Genomic DNA, 19933 nt, shown 5'->3' on the forward strand with positions numbered 1-19933 from the left:
GGTTGCATTCCTTCCAAAGCCCTTCTTCATGTCACGCAGGTGCTGGATGAAGCATTAAAACTGGAAGAATGTGGTGTCGTTTTTAAAGAACCCCGGATTGACCTTCAAAAACTAAAATCATGGAAAGAAGGGGTGATCGGAAAACTATCCCAGGGGTTGAAAGGTTTGGCCAAGCAAAGAAAAGTTGGTTTTATACAGGGGAGAGCTTCTTTTTTGGATGACCATACCCTGCGTGTGATTTGCCCTTCCAAGGGGGAAATTCATCTCGAAACGGAGTTTGTGATTATCGCCACGGGTTCAAGGCCCCGGACCTTGGATGTTTGGCCCATCGATTCACCCCATATGTGGAATTCAACCCAGGCTTTGGAATTAAACGAAATTCCGGAAAATCTTTTGGTGATTGGCGGGGGATACATTGGGTTGGAACTGGGGTGTGTTTATGCAAGCCTTGGTTCAAAGGTGAGTTTGGTTGAGATGACGTCCTCCCTTCTTCCGGGAGTTGATCGCGATCTGGTTTCTGTCTTGTCTAAAAATATTTTTTCCCGTTTCGAAAATATTTATTTGAATGCCTCCGTTGAATCAATCAAATCCCACAGAACAGACCTCTCTGTTTCTTTAAAAACCCAAAACCAGAATTTACAGCAAAATTTTGACAAGGTTTTATATGCCATTGGCCGCCTTCCCAATAGCAGTGGGCTTGGGCTGGAGCATACCTCGGTGGAAACAGATGATCGTGGGTTTATTGTTGTTGATGAACAAAGACGGACTCACCAGGAAAATATATTTGCCATTGGTGATGTGGCGGGGGAACCCGGATTGGCTCATAAGGCAGCACATGAAGCCCGAGTGGCTGTTGAAGCCATTTTGGGGGAATCCACCACTTTCATGCCAAGGGCGATTCCTGCCGTTGTTTTTACAAATCCTGAAGTCGCTTGGTGTGGATTTATGGAAAAAGAGGCCAAAAAAGAAGGGTACTCTATTAAGGTATTAAAATTTCCGTGGCAGGCTTCCGGGAAAGCCATTTGCATGGGGACGGAAACGGGCTTGACCAAAATGATTGTTGACCAAGAAACCGAACAGATTTTAGGCGTAGGACTTGTGGGTTTGCACGCTGGTGAAATGATCAGCGAAGCCGTGCTGGCTCTTGAGATGGGAGCTACTCCGAAAGATTTAAGTTTAACCATTCATCCGCATCCCACTCTTTCTGAGACGATCATGGAATCAGCTGAGATGTTTTATGGAAGGTCGGTGCATTTGTAGGGATGAGTCTATCTATCTGTCGTAGTAGGGCAATCCTAAGTAAGGGCAATTCATGAATTGCCCTTACAAACACAACACTATTCGTCTTTTCCAGGAGCTTCGTGTCCTACTTTTCCTGCAGCGATTTCTCGAAGGGCTTCAACGATGTTTTTGTTTTTGCTGCCCACAAGGCGTTTGGCGCCTTTTTCCAACTGACGCACTCTTTTGGCTGCCAAGTGGATAAGGGCAAAACGACTGGAGACTTTTTCCAGACAATCTTCAACGGTGACACGGGCCATAGGCTTTACTCCTTAAAAATTTAAGGGCCCTTGCGGGGCCCCAAAATTAAATTATTGAATTTTATAAGCTTTTATTAGAAGTTACGGCCTTCTGTCAAGGAGAAACTAAATGAAAATAGCCCTGGTACAAACAAATACAGTGGTCGGCGATATTTCTGGCAATCAGAAAAAAATGATTCGCGAGATCAAAAAAGCCAAACAAAAGGGGGCTGAACTTGTTTGTTTTCATGAAATGAGTCTATTGGGTTATCCCCCTCGTGATTTGCTGGAACTTCCCTCTATTATCAAAGCGCTCCAAAAAGCGGCGGCCACGATTGCCTCTTATGCCCAAGGCATTGCTGTGGTCTTTGGAACGGTGGTTCAAAACACAAATCAAGGGGGGAAATCCCTTTATAATGCTGCTTTTTGGTGTGAAGATGGATCAATAAAACACAATTATTACAAAAGATTACTTCCAAACTATGATGTTTTTGATGAAGTTCGTTATTTTGAGCCTGGTTCGGAAGGGGTGGTGGTTGATTATAAGGGGGTTCGTTTTGGTTTAAGTATTTGTGAGGACATTTGGCAGGATGAAATTTCTCGATATTCTTTCAATCCCATCGATGAATTAGTGGCGAGTGGGGCTGAAGTTTTACTTAATTTGTCGGCTTCGCCTTACAGCATGGGGAAGTACAAACAGCGCGAAAAAATGATTTCAGCCCTTGCGGTAAAATATCAAAGGCCCGTCATTTACATCAATCAAGTGGGAGGAAATGATGAACTCATTTTTGATGGTGGGTCGATGCTGGTTTCAAAATCGGGCCAATTAATCGAGCGTCTTCCCTTTTTTGAAGAAGATAATAAGGTAGTCGATTTATTTCAGGAGAAAACGGGGGATATTCCCTTGGTTCATGATTTGTCTTTGTTGGAAGAAGCCCTGGTGACGGGCTTGCGCGATTATGTGCGTAAATGCGGATTTAAAAAAGTGGCTTTGGGATTGTCCGGAGGGATTGATTCAGCCCTTGTGGCAGCCCTAGCTTGCAAGGCCTTGGGATCAAAAAATGTTTTGGGGCTTTTGATGCCATCTCGTTACTCAAGCAAGGGAAGTTTAACCGATGCTTTTGCTTTGGCCAAAAATCTGAAAATGAAAACCTTGAAGGTCCCCATTGATTTGGTTCACAAGTCTTATGAAGGCCTGTTTAGAAAAATTTTTGCAGGTAAGAAAAAAGATACCACTGAAGAAAATGTTCAGGCTCGCATTCGGGGTAATATTTTGATGGCCGTTTCCAACAAACTGGGACACTTGGTTTTGAGTACGGGAAACAAGTCAGAATTAGCTGTAGGGTATTGTACTTTATATGGGGATATGTCGGGGGGGTTGGCTGTTATTTCAGATGTTCCCAAAACCCTGGTGTATGAATTAGCCCTTTGGATCAATAGCCGAAAAAAACTAATTCCAGAATCAAGCATAACCAAGGCTCCCTCTGCCGAATTAAGACATAACCAAACCGACCAAGATAGCCTGCCATCATATGAAATTTTAGATTCAATTTTAAAGGCTTATATTGAAGAACTTAAATCAATAGATGATATAGTTCACCTTGGATTTAAAAAGACGGTGGTTCAGAAAGTAATCAAGCTTATTCGTCACAACGAATACAAGCGAAGGCAAGCCGCTCCCGGTTTAAAAGTGACTTCAAAGGCTTTTGGAATGGGGAGAAGGTATCCGATTGCAGCTAAAATTAAGTAGGGGAGTGGTTTTTGCGTGATGTATGGGGATGATTTCTTTCTTTTTTATCCTCATGGGTCACATACCAATAAAGAGCCAAAGCAAAAAGGGTCATGACAGCATAGTAAACATACAACATATTAAGGCTCCTTTTTATATAACAGCAGGCTGATACTAAAGAATAAAATGCCGGAAGCCAAGGCCAAATTAAATTGGGTCCAGTTGATAGGGCTTAATGAGAAAGCCTGGGGTACAACTCCAACTCCAATAGTAAGCTTGCTGATATCCGACAAATATTTAGCCACATGTATTTTTCTGTTATCCATTTTTCTTTTCTATAAGAAAATTTGTGTGCCCAGCCAGGTTTTCCACCGTTTCAATCCTTGGCATTTCATCCCCGACAAACTCAACGCCGTATTTTTCTTCAAGGGCTAAAATCATTTCAGCAATGTCTAACGAATCAAGGCCCAAATCATCCTTGAGGTTTGAGGAGGGGAGGCAGCCCCCATTCTTAAAGCGACCTTTCAGATAGCTTGTCATAAAGGTGATCACATCGTTCTGACTGACTGGGGGCTGCCTTTTTATGGAGGTAACTGAAAACATCATGGGCGCACCATGGCTTCTTGGGAGGCTGCAAGGTCATTACGGACTTCTTTTAAGTCAGCCATGGTTTCCTGGCTTTTTTTGATGGCTTCTTGTTGTTGGTCCTTGGCATCGGTGTAAAATTGGGTGGCCACTTCAGCCAGGGAATTTTGTTTCGCTATTTTTGCATCCAAAGTTTTCAGGACTTTTTCGTGTAATGAATTGACCAAGGATGAAACCATGTTTAAGGCCGTTTCGGTTATTTTGATAAGGGTTTGCGTCAGCATCTTTGTAAGTGCTTGGGCCCCTGCCTGCATGCCGGGCAAAAAGCCGGCACCTATATTCATGGCCAGTTGAGCCAGGCTCATCAGCGCATTAAACACCCCAAAGCGGCCTATTTTTCCGGCCTGTTCTTTAAGAAGATCAACCTGGTTGTTTAAGTGGGAAATTTTGTTGTCAAAGAACTCGTTTGATTGCTGACGATTATTTTTGATGTTCTCGTCATCATTTTTTTTTACCTCGTGAAGCAAACGTTGAATGGTGGATATGCCGACGGGTGCGACCATAAAGACCTCCTTTGTCACGCCAAAGCTTTAGCAAAGGCGGACTGATTTATTTAAGGGGCGACCTGGATCATGCTTTGAATGGAATGTTCCAAGTCCCTTAAGGTTTGTTGATATTCTTCCAAAGACTGTGTTTCCTTTTTTTTAGATGCGTGCAGGTTCATTTTTTCATCTTCGACCCATTTCTGCGTTTCTTCAATGAAAGCCGAAATCTGAGCGCCTTCGGCCTTGTTAAGAACAATATTTTTTTGTTGAAGCGCGATTTTGAGTTGTTCCAACTGGGTGGCCACCGTGTTTAACACGGCAGTAACAGCCACAATGATGGCCAGCGTTGTTCCCCCCGTAAAAGGAGCCGCTACCACGGCAGCCACCGTGGCAATGATTTTCAGGGCTTTAAGGCATCCACCATGACCTTGGCTCATCATCTTGAGGCGATCTTGAAGATTTTGTATTCTCTCCTCACGTTTTTTTTGGACGAAACTGTTTTTAGTTCTGATTTCTGATTTTTGTGATTTCTGGGTTTCGGCCTCGTTTCTGAGTATTTGTTGTTCGGCTTGGTTTAATACCCCAAAACCAATCGCATTGTTGGTGTAAATGGATGTCATAAGACCTCCGTGTTATTTAAGGTTACGGACAACACTGCTGGCGGCTTCATAAACCTTTGAAAGCATCGTACTTAAAGTTTCAAAGGCCAGTTTGCGTTGGCTGCTCAATGTGCTTAAATCGGTTTGGGCAAGTTCGGTGTCGGAGTTGAGATTGTCGATTTGTGTTTGAACGTTTTCCAAAATGGATTTGATGCGGTCTACTTCCACCTTAATTTCTTTTTTGGCATTTTTAGTGTCCAGAGCATTGTAAATGAATCGTTCCCCATCCATTTTTTCGGCAATGCTATCGGCATCAAATTGAGCACCGATAATCCCTGTGGGCATGATTCCATCAGAAACCACTCCGCGAGCGCCGGTTTTGACTTGACCATTTAAGTATCCCCCAAGGTCTAAGAGTTTAAGGGCGTATCCTTCTTCTGTGTAAACGGTAAGTTCTTTGCCTGACCATAGGGCTTGCCCGCTATCAGCAGTGGGGTAGGTGATGCCTGTTTTCATTTTTTCACCATTGATTGTGGGAGTGTCGTCAGCATCAAATTTGATAAGGCTTGATTCGTTGGGACCATGCAGAGTGATTTGTACCGCATCCACCACAGTGGCGGGGCCATTTCCCCATTTTTCATGCGTGGCCAGCATTTCCAAATTGGCATCGGTTAAATAATTGTAGGTTTGGCCGGGGACCCCCTGAAAATCCCAATCGGTATGGTTAAACCCCGTGTTTTTACTATCGGCATCATTAAAATGCGGGTCGCCATGCCATTCAGCGGATTCATTGGCCGCGATAATATTTGAAGTGTTGGTAGTGGTCACTTCTGTGTAGCCTTTGTTGGAAATGGCAGAGAGATTTTCTTTCCCATTAATATATTCTTTAACTCCCCCCATGCCGTCGTACATGCTTGGGTCCCATTGATATTCCACCCTGTTTAGTAAAAAATCGTATTCAGCCTGTAATAGTTTGACTTTGCCATCTTTTGAATCACGCGTCAGAAATTCGTTAATATTCTTTTTGCGCTCACGGTACGCTTTTTTAAGCGCGGATGAGGTTTTTATCTTGAAAGCCATGTCCTTCATTTGTTCATCATATTCCCGCACCAGAAGACTTTCCGCATAGGCCATCAGGTCCACCGAACTGGTTCCAAGGGGAATGTTGGTGATATTTGATATGACATTGGCTGTTGAATTTGAGGGTATTTGATTTGACATAAGTTTCTCCTATTTATTTAATGTTTCTAACAATGTTCATGATCGTTTCATCGCGGCTGGCAATCAAATTGGATAAGAGGGTGATAGCCTGCTTTCGTTGGTCAACCACTGTTTGAATTTGAAGGCTCGCCATTTCGCTGTCGGTGTTTAATGCGGCCAGGTCCTGTTTTTTGGACTCAATAAATGCTTCTAATCTTGGTTTTTCGATATAGGTTTGTCCGTCTTTTTGAGTAAGGTTCAGTTGGGGATATTTATTTTGAAGATTTGTTGCTTCCTCCGGTGTTAGCAGAAACCCTTGAGTGCCATTTAAGTCTGTGGGTTCTTTTAAAATAAAAGAAGCGAGATATTTTATTTCAGTTTGGGCATTTCTTTTTTGATCCAGATTTTGCTGCAACCCACGGGACATGTTCAAAAGTTGGGTGTTGTATTCGGATATTAAAGAGAGGCCTATGGTTTGCTCCAAACTTGTTTCAGAAACTCCTTCTGAAATTTTAAGAGCCCTTATGGAAGGGGAGTCATGAATGTTTAGTTGATAAGAAAGCATAGTTTATCCTTTATACTCTAAGGGCTCCCATTAGTTTGAATGGATGTGTATTGGTGAGTTTATGTTTTTCTAAAGCGCGTATTCGAGAGACCTGTTTTGCTTTTTGGTAAGCTTCTGCCCATTGGAGTTTGGGAATATTCAAGCTTTCAACATAATTTTCGACTTGTTTGAAAAATGTTTCGGGGGAACATCCCATTTCCTTCCAGACCCAATGGTTTTGAAATTCTTTTTCATCCTTTTCATAAAAGGCCAAAACCTCCATGGCTTTTTGGTCGACACTGTCAGGAAGCAAATCAGGGATGTTTTCTTTTGGCTTCACCCACCGAAGTTTTTTTGAAGAGGTAAGAAACTTTGTTTGTTGATTCATGATGTCCTCCTGACAAAAGGACTATCCAAATCGTGTGCCAGCTTTTCCAAAAAAATTTTCTTGTTTAACTCTCTGAAATATCGATGTTTGAAATTTTTGTGGAAAGAATAAAAAAGTCCGGTTTTTTTGGAATCGTCCGATTTTCGGACGGTACCATCCAAAAATGAAACCCCCGAAGCGCTCATGCTGCACAAGGTTTTTTTGAAACCGTCCGATTTTTGGATGGTACCGTCCAAAAATAAAACGGTTCGATGTGAGGAACTTCTGTGATATTCCGGTCTTGACACCAAAGGATGATGGAACTAATTTGGGGCCCTATTTATGAATGCAAAAAATTTCGACAAAAATTTTGGATCCCAAACTTTTGGAAGGGAAAACAAGGTGGAAGAACTCAAAGAAGTCCTTAAAGGGCGTGATGGGGGGCCACAACAAGAAGACCACGTGGCTCCACAGCAAGCAGCCTCCCCTGATGAAATCACTGATTTAAAAGCAAAGCTTGCAAAGGCTGAGGAAACCCTTCAGGAAAACAAGCAGGCCACGCTTCGGGCCATGGCTGATTTTGAAAATGCACGTAAACGTCTTGAAAAAGAAAAACAAGAGACGATCCGCTTTGGCAATGAAAAATTGCTGCACGAATTTTTGCCCGTGCTGGATAATCTGGAACTAACCCTTTCCCATGCCACCGATCAAAAAGATCCCCTTATTGAAGGGGTGAAGCTTGTGGTCAAACAATTCATCCAGGTTTTGGAAAAACACGGGGTAGAAGTTATTTCGGAGGAAGGGACCTTTGATCCCCATAAACATGAGGCCATTGGCACCCAAGAATCCAAAGACCATGCCCCCGGGGCCATTTTGTCCATGCATCGCAAAGGTTATCTTTTAGGTGGGCGACTGGTTCGCCCAGCCCTTGTCACCATTGCCAAGGCTCCCGAAGGTGATGAAGAATCAAACGATGAAGAGACAATCCATTGAATCTAAAACAAGCCCTTCAATTATTGGAATTAGGTGATTCGCCCGATTTTGGGGCTGTTAAGAAAGCTTATCGCCAAAAGGCCCTGGCCTATCACCCCGATCGAAACCCTGACCCAAAAACAAAAGAAATTTTTCTTCAATGTACGGAAGCTTACAATTTTCTCATCCAGTACCCGCCTTTTATTGAGACAATCATTCCTCCTGCCAGAACGGTGTCTGAGGAACGCGTTCAAACTGTTGATGATATTTTTGACGATATTTTTGGGTTTACACGCGATGGAAGGGTTTTGGGTTACGAGGAACCCCAAGAGCTTTCCTTGACGGCCTACGAGTTTATTTTTGGATCCCCTTGCAAGAAAAAATTAATGTACTCGTATAAAGCCTGCAAAACCTGTTTGGGAAATGGTTCCACCACAGGAGAGTTGGCCAGCATTTGTACTTATTGCTTTGGAGGGGGGCGTATCAAGGCCAATATCGAGCTAAAAAATGTCGACAAATTATGCCCGCGTTGTCAGGGAAGGGGAAGGCACGTTAAAAAGCCCTGTGTTTCCTGCAAGGGTTTTGGAAGGGTGAAGATGCATAGTCTTCAGGAAATAGATATCCCCAAGGGTTTAAAACTTAATGAGGCTTACACCTTGCAGTCACGCGACGTAAAACAAAATACGGGTTGTCAGATTTTTATCAAACCCGTCCTTTCATCAAGTTCTCTTTTTAAACTTCATGAAAACCGGTTAAGTTGCACTTATCCCATAAATGAAAATCTGGTTTTGGAAGGAGGAACAGTGCACATGCCCCTTTTTGATGTCATTGTCAGTTTGCGTGTGCCCGCGAGGTTATCTTTGGGAGATAAAATTTTTGTCAAGACACAGGGACTTTTTCTTGACGCAAAAAGCAATCAGCGCGATGATTTGCTCGTTTTTGTCCATCCTGTTTCTGAAAAAGAACTGGCCAAAGAACAAAAAAAATTTCATCAGCATCTTCAGCGAGAAAGAAAAGGTTATGACAAAAAAAATTGGTTATACAAATGGGGTTCTTTTTTCAAAGATTTCTTTTCCTGAGATTCTTGTTTTTCTGTTCTTGATTTTTGGACTCTCTTTTTGTGGAAAAGAAGAAGGAGCTGTCAAAGCCCGCTATGAATCGGATGTGAATGCTGAAATGCAGCTTCTTTTTAACCGTGCGGAATCGGCCTATAACCAAAAAAAATACGATCAAGGGCTGGCCAGTTATCAAAAATACCAGGCTCTTTATCCTTATAATCGCCTCACCGATGAAGCCGGCTATAAAGTGGGTAAAATTTATTTCATTGAGGAAAAATGGAGCGATGCCGCGGTTTCATTCAAACAACTGGCTCAAAAAACAAAAAATAGTGCTTATCGGGCCAAAGGATTTTTACTGGCTTCGTATTCATTGTTTAAGGCGGGCCGTTATGTCGAAACACTCGATTTATTAAAGAATATCAAGGTTTCTGATCTGCCGACCAAATTAAAGGTTCGTCATTATTCCCTGATTGTTGAGGCTGTCCGGAAATCGGGCCAGGAAAGATACAATGCCGATTATGCCCTGTTGCGTTTGGCCGATGTTTATCAGGAAGCCGGAGATCAGGAATTGAAAGAATTGGAGGGAGCCGATCTTTTAAGCTTGGCGGAAGTTACACAAGAACTCGATGTGTGGATTGTAAGGCCCATGAAGATGGATGAAATTCCGTCATGGTTTAAAACCTACCCTCAAGGTTTCTCAAAACCCTATGTTGAATACAAATGGGGCAAAACCTACTTTGAAGCTGGCCAGACAGAGAAAGCTTCAAAAATGCTTTCCCGTTTTATTCGGGCTTATCCAAAGCATGCCTATGTTCCTTCAGCACAAAAAATTCTGCGCGAACTTAATGTTTCTGTTCCCAAAACGAGCATGCAAACAGGGGATAATATCAAGCTGGGTGTATTACTTCCTTTGTCGGGGCCATCGAGTGAGTTTGGTCAGGCCACCTTGCGTGGCATTAAATGCGCTGTGGGTTTGGAAGGCTGTGCCAATTATGTTTTATCTGAAACAGGTTTGAACATGTCGGTGCAACTTTTGGTGCGTGATTCAGGCAATGATCCTTTGACCATGCAAAACATTGTCAGTGCCCTGGCTTCTCAAGGGGTTTCGGCCATTATCGGCCCCATGGCTTACACTCTGGCTGAAGCGGCAGCCAAGCAGGCCAAAGAGTTGGGCGTGACTTTACTTCCCATTACCCAAAAAGCCGATGTGATGAAGTTAGATGATTCCATTTTTCAAATTGGATATCCCGTGGATCTTCAGATGAAACATTTGGTGACGGAAGCCAGACAAAAGGGCCTAAAAACCTTTGGTATTTTTTATCCCTCTAACGCTTATGGCAAGGCTATGAGTGAGTCCTTTGCAGAAGAGGTCAAAAAGCAGGGAGGCACGGTGGTGGCCATTGCGGCCTATAATTCGGCAGCAACCAACATGGCCGATGAAGCCCGTAAATTAAAGTCGGGCATGAAACGGTTTTCTTATTCTGACACCGGGACTGGTTTTGATGCCTTGTTTTTGCCCGATAGTTATGCCGCTTTGGGAAGAATTATTCCGGGGCTGCAAGTGGTGACTATTCGTGGCATCCCTCTTTTGGGAACCAATGCCTGGAATGATCCACGCCTTAAGGGTGAATTGTTTGTGAATTATCCGGGAAGTTTCTTTGTCGATTTGTACGATCCCCAATCCAAAAATGCCTTTAACGTTCGTTTTGTGGATGATTTCACCAAAGCCATGGGAGTGGGTCCCAGTAATTTGGCGGCGTTAGGTTTTGATTCAGCCCTTTTGGTGGCCCAGGCCATTAAAGAATCGGGATATACCAAAACAGGCAAGGTCAAAGAAGCTCTTTCTTCCCTGGCCGGTTTTCGTGGGGTGACTACCCTTCATTCATTTCAAAAATTGCAGAACCCGGTTATCAATTCGATTATTCTTTACCCGCCATCTCCACAAGCCGAAGAGGGGATAGACCCAAATCCACCCCAGTAGCCTATGCATTCTGAATTTCTTCTTATCAAACGGTTACAGAAAATTTTTAGCAATGCCGATTCTTCCATCCTTTGTGGCATTGGAGATGATTGCGCTGTTTATAAGCCCCATCCCGACAAACAAGAATTGCTGACTGTGGATTCTTTTGTCGAAGATGTTCATTTCAAGCGCAAGTGGACCCATGCCCGTCAAGCGGGTGTTAAGGCCCTGGCCGTTAATTTAAGTGACATTGCAGCCATGGGAGGAAAGCCGCGAGTGGCCCTTGTGTCCCTGACTATTCCCCAAGATACCGATGAGAATTGGGTGTGTCAGTTTTGTCGTGGGGTTCAAAGTCTGGGTAAAAAATGGGGGATGAGTATTGTCGGGGGAAACATCAGCAGGGCGGCACAGTTTTCAAGCCATATCACTGTTTTGGGAGAAGCTTTAAAGAATAAAATAAAATACAGGAAAGGGGCCCGTGTTGGGGATGTGATTTATGTTTCGGGGCCCTTAGGGTTACCCCATCTGGCCCTTTATTGTTTAGAAAATAATCTGCGTGTTCCGCCCCATGCGCTTTTGGCTTTTAATAGCCCCGCCCCTTGTGTGAAGGAAGGTCTGTTCCTGGGGGCACTTCCCCAAGTGACGAGCATGATTGATCTAAGCGATGGGCTGTTGGGGGACTTAAGCCATGTTTTAAAAGCAAGCAAAGTGGGGGCCCAGATTGAACTCTCCAAAATACCTGTTCACAAAGATTTTCAGGCGGACTGCGTTAAAGCCGGCCTTGATTGGCGCCAGGCTCTTTTATTGGGAGGCGAAGATTACAAACTTCTTTTCACCGTTAAAGCTTTAGGCAATGATTTATTTCAGAAAAAAATGAACCGACACTCGCATGCTTTCTGGCCGGTCGGGGTTGTGGTGAATGCTTCCAAGGGGCTGATCGTGTTAGATGAAGAAGGAAACAATTATCAAGGAGTTCATGGAAGTTTTGACCATTTCAATACAGTCCATTCCTAGCTAAGATGCGATTCCGGATTTCCCAAAATTTCCTGAAAATAATGCGCCATGCGTGAGCCCATGAGGCCATCAATGAAGCGGTGATCGAAGGTGACATGAATGTCTACAATGGGTTTTACCACTAATTGCCCTTTTTCAACCCACGGGCGGTCTTTTATCTGGCCCACACACAGAATAAGAGGGACGCGGCTGATGGGCACAAGGGGGGCAAAAGCAGGGGGCATATTAAACATGCCCACACTGGTCACCATGGCGGAACCAAAAGGATCGGTCGGCATCCCCAGTTTGGGGAATGAAAATCCAAGATCGTACATGATAAATCCCATGACCTTCAGAATGAAGGCCAGCGCAAAAGCCGGGATAAAGCGTAAAAGTCCGGTTGTTTTTTTGAACTGGGGGTCTTCTTTTTCCCGGATGGAGCGGCTTTGGCTTTTTAGTTCGGTTGCTATCTGTTCCAGTGATTTCTGGTCACAATTTTCAATCTTTGCTCCCGAAAGGTCGGGGTGTTCCTCATGGGTTTCCTCTTCAATGGCCACTTGCAGAAAAATATCGACACTTGTGCGTAGGTAAATTTTTTGCCAGCTGATAATCCCGTTCAGATCGGGATATTTTGCCAAGGTTAGGGCCAAGGCCTTGGCGACGACATGGGTGATGGTCACTTTTGATTGTGAGGACTTGTTTGTTTTTTCCAAAAATTGAAGCACGGGCGTGGCATTAATGGGCAATGTGCCATAAACCGTGGGGTCGTTGGGGGCTTTCCAGTTTGCGATGGAGATGCGCCGCCAGGTGCTTGGGTTTTTGAGAAGTTTGAATTTTTGGGAGAAGGTCATAGTGGGTAAAACCCGGATTCGTTTTTTTTGTTTGAGTGAGAGATATTTTTTTCTATGGTTTTTTTGTGCCATGTCTTGCTTCAATGACCGTATGAATGCCTCCGCGAACAAAAAAATCGCCGGTCACTTCCATAAAGCGTGGTTTTATGGCGGCGACAAGATCATCTAAAATCTGGTTTGTCACTTTTTCGTGAAAGGCCCCTTCATTGCGGTATGACCACAAATAAAGTTTAAGCGATTTTAGCTCAACGCACAGTTTGTCAGGAATATACGAAATTTTGATGGTGGCAAAATCGGGTTGCCCTGTTTTGGGGCATACGCAGGTGAATTCCGGACAGGTAAAATTAATCGTGTACTCCCGGTTTGGGTGTGAGTTGGGGAAGGTTTCGAGTTGTTTTGAGGGTTGGGATGGCATAGCGTGGCATGACTATCCCATATTATGAACGATAAACAAAAACAATTTTTGGAGGGGGTTCGGCTTTTTAATGAGGGGAAATTTTATGAAAGTCATGAAGTGTGGGAAGAGATTTGGTTGAAGGAAAAGGAGAGGGATCGAGGTTTTTATCAGGGGCTTATTGTGGCGGCAGGGGGGCTTCATCATTTCCAGAAAGGGAGGTTATCTCCTTCCTCTAAAGCGTTGTATAAAAGTTTGGATAAGCTCAAAGTTTACCCCCCAATCTATCAGGGGATTCATCTGGCTCGTTTTATCCATGATATGGGAGAATTTATTTCTCACATGGCCCCTCCATTCCCAAAACTAGTTCCTCCTTGAATTTTTTAAATGAAAGCCCTATAGGCTTGTCGTATCATTAAGGAGATTAATTATGGAGCAACAACCCATCAAAATTACGGCTGAACCTCAAATGGAGGGCAATGTCTGCAAATTCACGCTGGAAAAGCCTTTGGTTGAGGCCGGTTCTTTCCGGTTTGAAAACAGGGATGAATCCAAAAATTCGGTATTGGCCCAAAAACTTTTTTCGATGGATCAGGTCACCCAGGTTTTCATCACAGCCAATTCAGTTTTTGTCACCGTGCAGGGCATGGCTGACTGGCGCATGTTTGGGAAACAAATGGGCGGTCTTATTCGGGAAGCAGTGGGGCAGGGTCAACCTCTTGTGAATCCGGACCTGATCAACACACTTCCTTCCGAAGAAGAAATTCGTAAAACAGTAACGGAAGTTTTGGAACATGAGATCAACCCGGCTGTGGCAAGCCATGGGGGTGTCATTGAACTTTTGGATGTACGCAAGAACGATGTTTTTGTGAAGATGGGTGGGGGATGCCATGGTTGTGCCAGTTCCACAGCCACGTTAAAACAGGGTGTTGAACAAGCCATTCGCAAACGCATTCCCAAAATAGGAGCTATTTACGATACGACGGATCACGCTGCTGGCTTAAATCCGTATTTCAGGCCGGAGGGGAGTTGTCATTGACGTAGGGGCGCCCCTTGGTGCGCCCTGAAATGGATTTTTTATTTTGGAATTCTAGTTTTTGAAAACACGCTTTTTGCCGGGACGGCCCGGCAAAAAACTCTGCTTTTGCCAATTTTGTTGATGGGTCCCGGTTGATAAAATTGGCAAAAAAAGGTTTTCAAAAACTAGAATTTCAAAATAAAAAAATAATATGTCCAAAAAAATCGCCATCATTTTATCAGGATGTGGGTTTAAAGACGGGGCTGAAATTCATGAGTCGGTCCTTACATTATTGGCCGTTGTGAAAGCCGGCGCCCAACCAATTTTTTTTGCTCCTAATACAAACCAAGCCACAGTCACCAATCACATCAATAATGATTCAACGGGGGAAATAAGAAATGTCCTTGTTGAATCATCGCGCATTGCCCGGGGTGATATTCAGGATGTTAAAACCTTGAAAGCAAACAATGTGGATGCTGTTATTTTCCCTGGGGGTTATGGTGCTGCCCTCAATTTATGCAATTTTGCCCAAAAAGGGCCTGATTGTGATGTGAATTCCGACATTCAAAAAGTGATCGAGGAATTTTTTGCGGCAAAAAAAACCATGGGCTTTATCTGTATTGCCCCAGCCCTTGCGGCGCGGGTGTTGGGTAAACATGGCATCTCCTTGACCATTGGGACCGATGCAGGAACGGCCCAAGCTATAGAAAAAATGGGAGCCAAGCATCAGAACTGTGCCGTGGACGAAATCTGTGTGGATGAAAAAAACAAGGTGGTGAGCACCCCGGCCTACATGTTGGCCAAGAATATTTCTGAAGCAGAGTTGGGGATTTCAAAATTAGTGAAAAAAGTAATCAGCCTAACCTGAAATAAACGAAGAACGCCCGCCAGAGGACGGGTCAGTCCTTTGGCTGAAATTACGTGAACGAAGAACGATAAAAGGGGGAACCCCCACATTTTTGTTTGATAAAAATGCGGGGGAACCAGGCTATATGAGGACGAACAAGGGTATAAAAAATATAAAGGATAATGTGAGAACATTTCTTACATGATGGTCCTTGGGGATGAAAATGTTTCGATTCATATCCCTTACTACAGCAAAGGCTGTGCCACCAAGCTTCTTAAATAAGATACTAAAATGACTTATATTTTTTTGATAAGCCCCGTCAGATGAAACAAAAGGGGGAGGGTTCTTTTTTCCAATCTGTGTAAGGATAACTCAAATTTTATCCTTCGACTCAAACTTTAGCCCCTTGGGGCCGAAATAAAATGACGGATAACCCTGAGCGATCCGCAGAGAGTCGAAGGGTCGCTCAGGATGAAACTCGGGGGCTTGCCCCCGAGTTCTTCACTCAAGGGGGGGGTTGATTATGGCGACAATTTCTCAATTAAAAGCCCGGGAAATCATTGATTCTCGTGGAAATCCCACAGTTGAGGCCGATGTTATTCTGGATAATGGCCTTCTGGGAAGGGCCGCTGTGCCTTCAGGGGCTTCCACAGGGGATCATGAGGCCACGGAACTACGGGATGGCGATCCGAAGCGTTATTTGGGGAAAGGGGTCCAAAAGGCTGTGGGGCATGTTAACACGGTGCTTTTTGAAGCCTTAAAAGGAACAAAGGCTGGCGATCAGCGTTTGTTGGATACCAAAATGATTGAGTTGGATGGGTCTGCCAACAAATCAAGGCTGGGAGCCAATGCCCTTTTGGCGGTATCGCTTGCATTTGCAAGAGCCTCCAGCCAAAACCAGGGGCTTCCTTTTTATCGTTACATTGCAGGGCTTGTAGGAAATACCCATTTAAGTTTACCCGTGCCTATGATGAATATTTTAAATGGGGGGGCGCATGCAGACAATAACATGGATATCCAGGAATTCATGATCATGCCTTTGGGATTTTCGCGATTTTCAGAGGCCCTTCAGGCGGGTGCTGAAATTTTTCATCAACTTAAAAAAGTGCTGCAGAATAAAAACCTGAATACTGCTGTGGGAGACGAGGGAGGTTTTGCCCCCAATCTTCCTTCCAACGAAGCCGGGTTGGAAGTCATTTTACAAGCCATCGAAAAAGCAGGTTACAAACCCCAAAAAGATATTGGACTGGCTTTGGATGTGGCCTCCAGCGAATTTTTCAAGAAGGGTATTTACGTTTTGGAAAACGATGCCAACCCCAACAAGACCGCGGCTGATATGGTCAGCTTCTATGAAAATTTGCAAGCCAAATACCCTGTGTATTCCATTGAAGACGGGTTAAGCCAGGATGATTGGGAAGGATGGTGCCTGCTTACACAAAAACTTGGAAAGAACATGCAATTGGTGGGGGATGATTTGTTTGTTACAAACACAAAGCGTTTAAAGATGGGAATTGATAAGCATGTGGGTAATTCCATTTTGGTTAAGGTGAATCAAATTGGAACGCTCTCTGAAACCTTGGATGCCATCACAATGGCCCAGAAAGCAGGTTATACAGCTGTTATTTCCCATCGTTCAGGAGAAACCGAAGATACGACCATTGCCGATATCGCCGTTGGAACAAATGCAGGCCAGATAAAAACGGGTAGTCTTTGCCGTACGGATCGTATTTGCAAATACAATCAGTTGTTACGTATTGAAGAGGAATTGGGAGCAAAAGCCCAATATCCCGGAAAATCCATTTTTAGATTTTTATGACCGGTAGGGGCGGTTTTACAAACCGCCCTTACAATTTATGCCTCACATCATCACTCAGCGCGCTCAAGATATAAAATCCTTCATTGCCATGGATATTTTAGAGGCGGCTTGCAAGCTTGAAAGCCAGGGGCGTTCGATTATTTCATTTTCCCTTGGGGAGCCTGATTTTTCTGCCCCCGAAGCCGTACAAGAGGCTTGCATCCAAGCCATTCGCGATCATCAGACCAAATACACCCACTCGCAAGGCCTGCTTCCACTCCGCGAAGCCATTGCCAGCCATTATTACAATACGTACAAAGTCAATGTAAACCCCGAGCAGATTCTTGTCACTCAAGGGACAAGTCCTGCTTTTTTCCTGATTTTTTCGTCCATGCTGGAAAAAGGGGATGAGGTTGTTTTGCCCAATCCCCATTACCCTTGCGATGCCAATTTTGTCAGTTTTCAGGGAGGAAAAGTTGTTTATCTGCCCATTTTTGAAAATGAAGATTATCAGTGGAATATTGATGAAATAAAAAAGAGAATCACCAAAAAAACCAAGGCCCTTTTTGTCACTAGTCCTTCTAATCCCACAGGGACGGTACTCAGTTATGAAACACTTAAAAAATTGGCCGGACTAAAGAAAACCATTGTTTCCGACGAAATTTATCATGGGTTGGTTTATGAAGGAAAAGAACATACCGCCTTGGAATTTACCCAAAATACCTTTGTGGTTAATGGTTTCTCAAAAGCCTATGCCATGACGGGATATCGTTTGGGATATGTGATTGCCCCGAGAAAATTTGTGCGTCCCATGCAGAAAATCCAGCAGAATTTCTACATTTCAGCCAATTCTTTTGTGCAGTGGGCCGCTATTGCCGCCCTTAAAGAAGGCGGGCAAACTCTTGCCACCATGAGGCAGGAATACAAAAGGCGTCGGGATGTTCTTTTGGAAAAATTAAAAGAGCTCGGGTTTCACGTTAATTATAAACCCACGGGGGCTTTTTATGTTTTTGTCGATGTCAGGCACATTTCACGCAATTCTTATAAACTGGCCTTTGACATCTTGAACAAGGTGGGGGTGGCCATTACTCCTGGTATTGATTTTGGTTCACGGGGTGAGGGATTTTTAAGATTTTCCTATGCTGTTTCTGTTGAAAAAATAGAAGAGGGAATGGAACGGTTAAAAACATATTTGGAAACATATGCCCCCAAAAAAGTCAGAAAATCAATGGTATGCACCCCAGGGCAAGCCCTGGAAGATTCTCCGCCTAAGGCGGAGGGTTTTAACCGTTTCGGCTCGTCCGCCGAAGTCCCCGCCAACGAGCGGGGACGTAGGTGGATAAAAATAGTTCCCATGCAGGCTAGTCATTTAGAGGCGGTTTTGCTGATAGGCGCCAACATGGCGGGGTCCCCCCTCACACTTCCTCTTCTTCAATCTGAACTTGAATATCCCTTAAGCAAGCTCTGGGTGGCTCTTTGTGAAAATGAAATCATAGGCTTTATCATCTATCGCAGAATCTTAGATGAGAGTGATATTCTTTATTTGGCGGTTCACCCAAAAATGCAAAGAGAAGGCGTCGCCGGCCAGCTTTTAGAATGGATGGTTTCTGTAGAACCTGGGTTAAGGCAGATCACCCTGGAAGTGCGGGCTTCAAATCACACAGCTCAAAAATTTTATGAGGGTTGCGGCTTTTCTGTCCTTGCTAAACGAACCAAGTATTATCATGATGGCGAAGACGCGTTGGTGATGATGAAAACGCTGTCATCCCCGCCACGTGACCCCGCGATGCGGGGTCCTGATAGCGGGGATCCAGTAGTGGGCCCCCGCCCTTAGAAATCCCGCGTAGCGGGATTGGCGTTGCGGGGGTGACAGATCAAGATTATGTACTCACTCCTCCGCTCCATACTTTTTCAGCTCAATCCTGAGCTGGCCCATCATTGGGTCAAGGCTTCCGGTTTTGTCTGGCCTTCCTTTCTGGTTTCAAAATTAACCCATGTCCGTTCTTCAAGGCTTGAAGTAAATGTTTCGGGGATCCATTTTTCTAATCCTGTGGGGTTGGCTGCCGGCTTTGATAAAAATGCCGAGATGATTTCCATGCTTTATTCCCTGGGGTTTGGGTTTTTGGAGCTGGGTTCTGTCACTTTAAAAAAGTGTGAAGGAAACCCCCAGCCCCGTATTTTCAGGCTTCCCAAAGATAAGTCGATGATTAACCGCATGGGGTTACCTAATGTGGGAGTTGATGATTTTGTATCCAATATTTTAAAATCAAAAGCAAGATTTCCCCTTTTGGTCAATGTGGCAAAAGCCCCCTCATCGGTTTCTAAAACTCCGGAAAAAAGTATCGAAGAAATCATTCATGTTCTTCAAAAAATTCCTGAGGTGGGAAGTATCGTTATTCTTAATTTAAGTTGTCCCAACACAAGTGATGGAAAAACATTTGAGTCCCCCGGTTCATTTGAAAAACTGGCTAAAGAAGTGGCCCTGTTTAGAAAAGAAAAGAAAGAGGCTCGTCCTTACTGGATTAAAATTTCGCCCGATTTGGAAGACGATGATCGAACCAAAATCATTGAAAAGGCCATCGATCATGGAATGGACGGTTTTGTTGTTGGAAATACCTCAACTTCGCGAGAAAATCTAACAACAAGTAAGCAGCAGCTTCAGAAAATAGGCCACGGGGGTTTAAGTGGAGCGGCCATTACCGAAAGATCAAACCAGCAATTGGAAAAAGTGTTCAGACAGGTGGGGGATTCCAAAACCCTGGTGGGGGTAGGGGGGATCATGGGCCTAAAAGACCTGGCGGCGAAGCTTGCCCGTGGGGCCAGTCTTTTTGAGGTGTATACGGGGCTCATTTACGGGGGGCCCTTGTTTATACGTCGTTTAAACAGGGGGCTTGACGCTCTTTGTCATCGGTTGGGGGTTAAAAATTATCTGGAATTACGTGGGCAAAGAGGGGTTGAA

General features: G+C 44.2%; 23 protein-coding genes. 12 read left to right on the forward strand and 11 right to left on the reverse strand.

All coding sequences use genetic code 11. The features are described from left to right. Window positions 1–39: 39 nt before the first annotated feature. Window positions 40–1260 carry a hypothetical protein gene (locus A2048_06185; protein ID OGP11078.1) on the forward strand — a complete coding sequence of 407 codons (1221 nt, stop codon included), beginning with the start codon at window positions 40–42 and terminating at the stop codon, window positions 1258–1260. Window positions 1261–1337: 77 nt separating this feature from the next. Here the strand turns inward: A2048_06185 and A2048_06190 are convergent, their stop codons facing one another. Continuing rightward, window positions 1338–1538, reverse strand: a complete 201-nt coding sequence (locus A2048_06190) for a DNA-directed RNA polymerase subunit omega (GenBank protein ID OGP11079.1) — start codon at window positions 1536–1538, stop codon at window positions 1338–1340. Window positions 1539–1647: 109 nt separating this feature from the next. Between A2048_06190 and A2048_06195 the strand changes: the two genes are divergently transcribed. Beyond that, a complete protein-coding gene (locus A2048_06195) occupies window positions 1648–3267 on the forward strand; it encodes an NAD+ synthase (protein OGP11080.1) in 1620 nt (539 codons plus the stop codon). Window positions 3268–3386: 119 nt separating this feature from the next. On the opposite strand, the gene A2048_06200 is transcribed toward A2048_06195, so the two are convergent. The 8 genes from A2048_06200 to A2048_06235 are packed head-to-tail and all read right to left on the reverse strand — an operon-like array spanning window position 3387 to window position 7394. Beyond that, window positions 3387–3572 (reverse strand): hypothetical protein, encoded by a 186-nt coding sequence (locus tag A2048_06200; protein OGP11081.1) that lies wholly within the window; start codon window positions 3570–3572, stop codon window positions 3387–3389. After that, entirely contained in the window at window positions 3565–3849 is a 285-nt protein-coding gene (locus A2048_06205; GenBank protein OGP11082.1) for a hypothetical protein, read from the reverse strand. Before A2048_06205 ends, A2048_06200 begins: the two co-directional genes overlap by 8 nt. After that, complete coding sequence (locus A2048_06210; protein ID OGP11083.1) at window positions 3849–4394, reverse strand: hypothetical protein; 546 nt, start codon at window positions 4392–4394, stop codon at window positions 3849–3851. Before A2048_06210 ends, A2048_06205 begins: the two co-directional genes overlap by 1 nt. A 50-nt stretch (window positions 4395–4444) precedes the next feature. Next, window positions 4445–4996 (reverse strand): hypothetical protein, encoded by a 552-nt coding sequence (locus A2048_06215; protein ID OGP11084.1) that lies wholly within the window; start codon window positions 4994–4996, stop codon window positions 4445–4447. 12 nt (window positions 4997–5008) lie between these two features. Continuing rightward, window positions 5009–6196, reverse strand: coding sequence for a hypothetical protein (locus tag A2048_06220; GenBank protein ID OGP11085.1), 1188 nt, complete (start codon window positions 6194–6196; stop codon window positions 5009–5011). Window positions 6197–6209: 13 nt separating this feature from the next. Further along, on the reverse strand, window positions 6210–6740 hold the full coding sequence (locus A2048_06225; GenBank protein OGP11086.1) for a hypothetical protein: 531 nt from the start codon (window positions 6738–6740) through the stop codon (window positions 6210–6212). Between the two features lie 10 nt (window positions 6741–6750). Further along, complete coding sequence (locus A2048_06230) at window positions 6751–7107, reverse strand: hypothetical protein (GenBank protein ID OGP11087.1); 357 nt, start codon at window positions 7105–7107, stop codon at window positions 6751–6753. After that, on the reverse strand, window positions 7104–7394 hold the full coding sequence (locus A2048_06235; GenBank protein ID OGP11088.1) for a hypothetical protein: 291 nt from the start codon (window positions 7392–7394) through the stop codon (window positions 7104–7106). Before A2048_06235 ends, A2048_06230 begins: the two co-directional genes overlap by 4 nt. A 34-nt stretch (window positions 7395–7428) precedes the next feature. On the opposite strand from A2048_06235, the gene A2048_06240 reads away from it, so the two are divergent. Genes A2048_06240 through A2048_06255 form a run of 4 tightly spaced genes read left to right on the forward strand, consistent with a single transcriptional unit; the run spans window position 7429 to window position 12090 of the window. Further along, window positions 7429–8079, forward strand: coding sequence for a nucleotide exchange factor GrpE (locus A2048_06240; GenBank protein ID OGP11089.1), 651 nt, complete (start codon window positions 7429–7431; stop codon window positions 8077–8079). Further along, entirely contained in the window at window positions 8076–9137 is a 1062-nt protein-coding gene (locus A2048_06245) for a hypothetical protein (protein OGP11090.1), read from the forward strand. The genes A2048_06240 and A2048_06245 overlap by 4 nt, the downstream gene beginning before the upstream one ends. Next, a complete protein-coding gene (locus tag A2048_06250; protein OGP11091.1) occupies window positions 9079–11097 on the forward strand; it encodes a hypothetical protein in 2019 nt (672 codons plus the stop codon). The genes A2048_06245 and A2048_06250 overlap by 59 nt, the downstream gene beginning before the upstream one ends. Before the next feature lie 3 nt (window positions 11098–11100). Beyond that, window positions 11101–12090 (forward strand): thiamine-phosphate kinase, encoded by a 990-nt coding sequence (locus A2048_06255; GenBank protein OGP11092.1) that lies wholly within the window; start codon window positions 11101–11103, stop codon window positions 12088–12090. Here A2048_06255 and A2048_06260 read toward each other — a convergent pair. Together A2048_06260 and A2048_06265 are read right to left on the reverse strand one after the other, a co-directional pair. Continuing rightward, the gene (locus A2048_06260; protein OGP11093.1) at window positions 12087–12992 is read right to left on the reverse strand and encodes a hypothetical protein; all 906 of its coding nucleotides are present in this window, start codon (window positions 12990–12992) and stop codon (window positions 12087–12089) included. The genes A2048_06255 and A2048_06260 overlap by 4 nt on opposite strands. Then, entirely contained in the window at window positions 12973–13335 is a 363-nt protein-coding gene (locus A2048_06265; GenBank protein OGP11094.1) for an NADPH-dependent 7-cyano-7-deazaguanine reductase QueF, read from the reverse strand. The genes A2048_06260 and A2048_06265 overlap by 20 nt, the downstream gene beginning before the upstream one ends. A gap of 24 nt (window positions 13336–13359) precedes the next feature. Here A2048_06265 and A2048_06270 point away from each other — a divergent pair, with 24 nt between their 5' ends. The 6 genes from A2048_06270 to A2048_06295 form a co-directional block, all read left to right on the forward strand. Further along, window positions 13360–13692 carry a hypothetical protein gene (locus tag A2048_06270; protein OGP11095.1) on the forward strand — a complete coding sequence of 111 codons (333 nt, stop codon included), beginning with the start codon at window positions 13360–13362 and terminating at the stop codon, window positions 13690–13692. 52 nt (window positions 13693–13744) lie between these two features. Continuing rightward, a complete protein-coding gene (locus A2048_06275) occupies window positions 13745–14353 on the forward strand; it encodes a hypothetical protein (GenBank protein ID OGP11096.1) in 609 nt (202 codons plus the stop codon). 190 nt (window positions 14354–14543) lie between these two features. Next, window positions 14544–15200 carry an isoprenoid biosynthesis protein ElbB gene (locus A2048_06280; GenBank protein OGP11097.1) on the forward strand — a complete coding sequence of 219 codons (657 nt, stop codon included), beginning with the start codon at window positions 14544–14546 and terminating at the stop codon, window positions 15198–15200. Between the two features lie 502 nt (window positions 15201–15702). After that, window positions 15703–16995, forward strand: a complete 1293-nt coding sequence (locus A2048_06285) for a phosphopyruvate hydratase (GenBank protein OGP11098.1) — start codon at window positions 15703–15705, stop codon at window positions 16993–16995. Between the two features lie 37 nt (window positions 16996–17032). Then, on the forward strand, window positions 17033–18808 hold the full coding sequence (locus A2048_06290) for a ribosomal-protein-alanine N-acetyltransferase (protein OGP11099.1): 1776 nt from the start codon (window positions 17033–17035) through the stop codon (window positions 18806–18808). A gap of 48 nt (window positions 18809–18856) precedes the next feature. Then, window positions 18857–19933: dihydroorotate dehydrogenase (quinone) (locus tag A2048_06295; GenBank protein OGP11100.1), on the forward strand; the 1077-nt coding region annotated here is incomplete at its 3' end.

This window comes from Deltaproteobacteria bacterium GWA2_45_12 (genome assembly GCA_001797365.1).
Lineage (GTDB): Bacteria > UBA10199 > UBA10199 > UBA10199 > UBA10199 > UBA10199.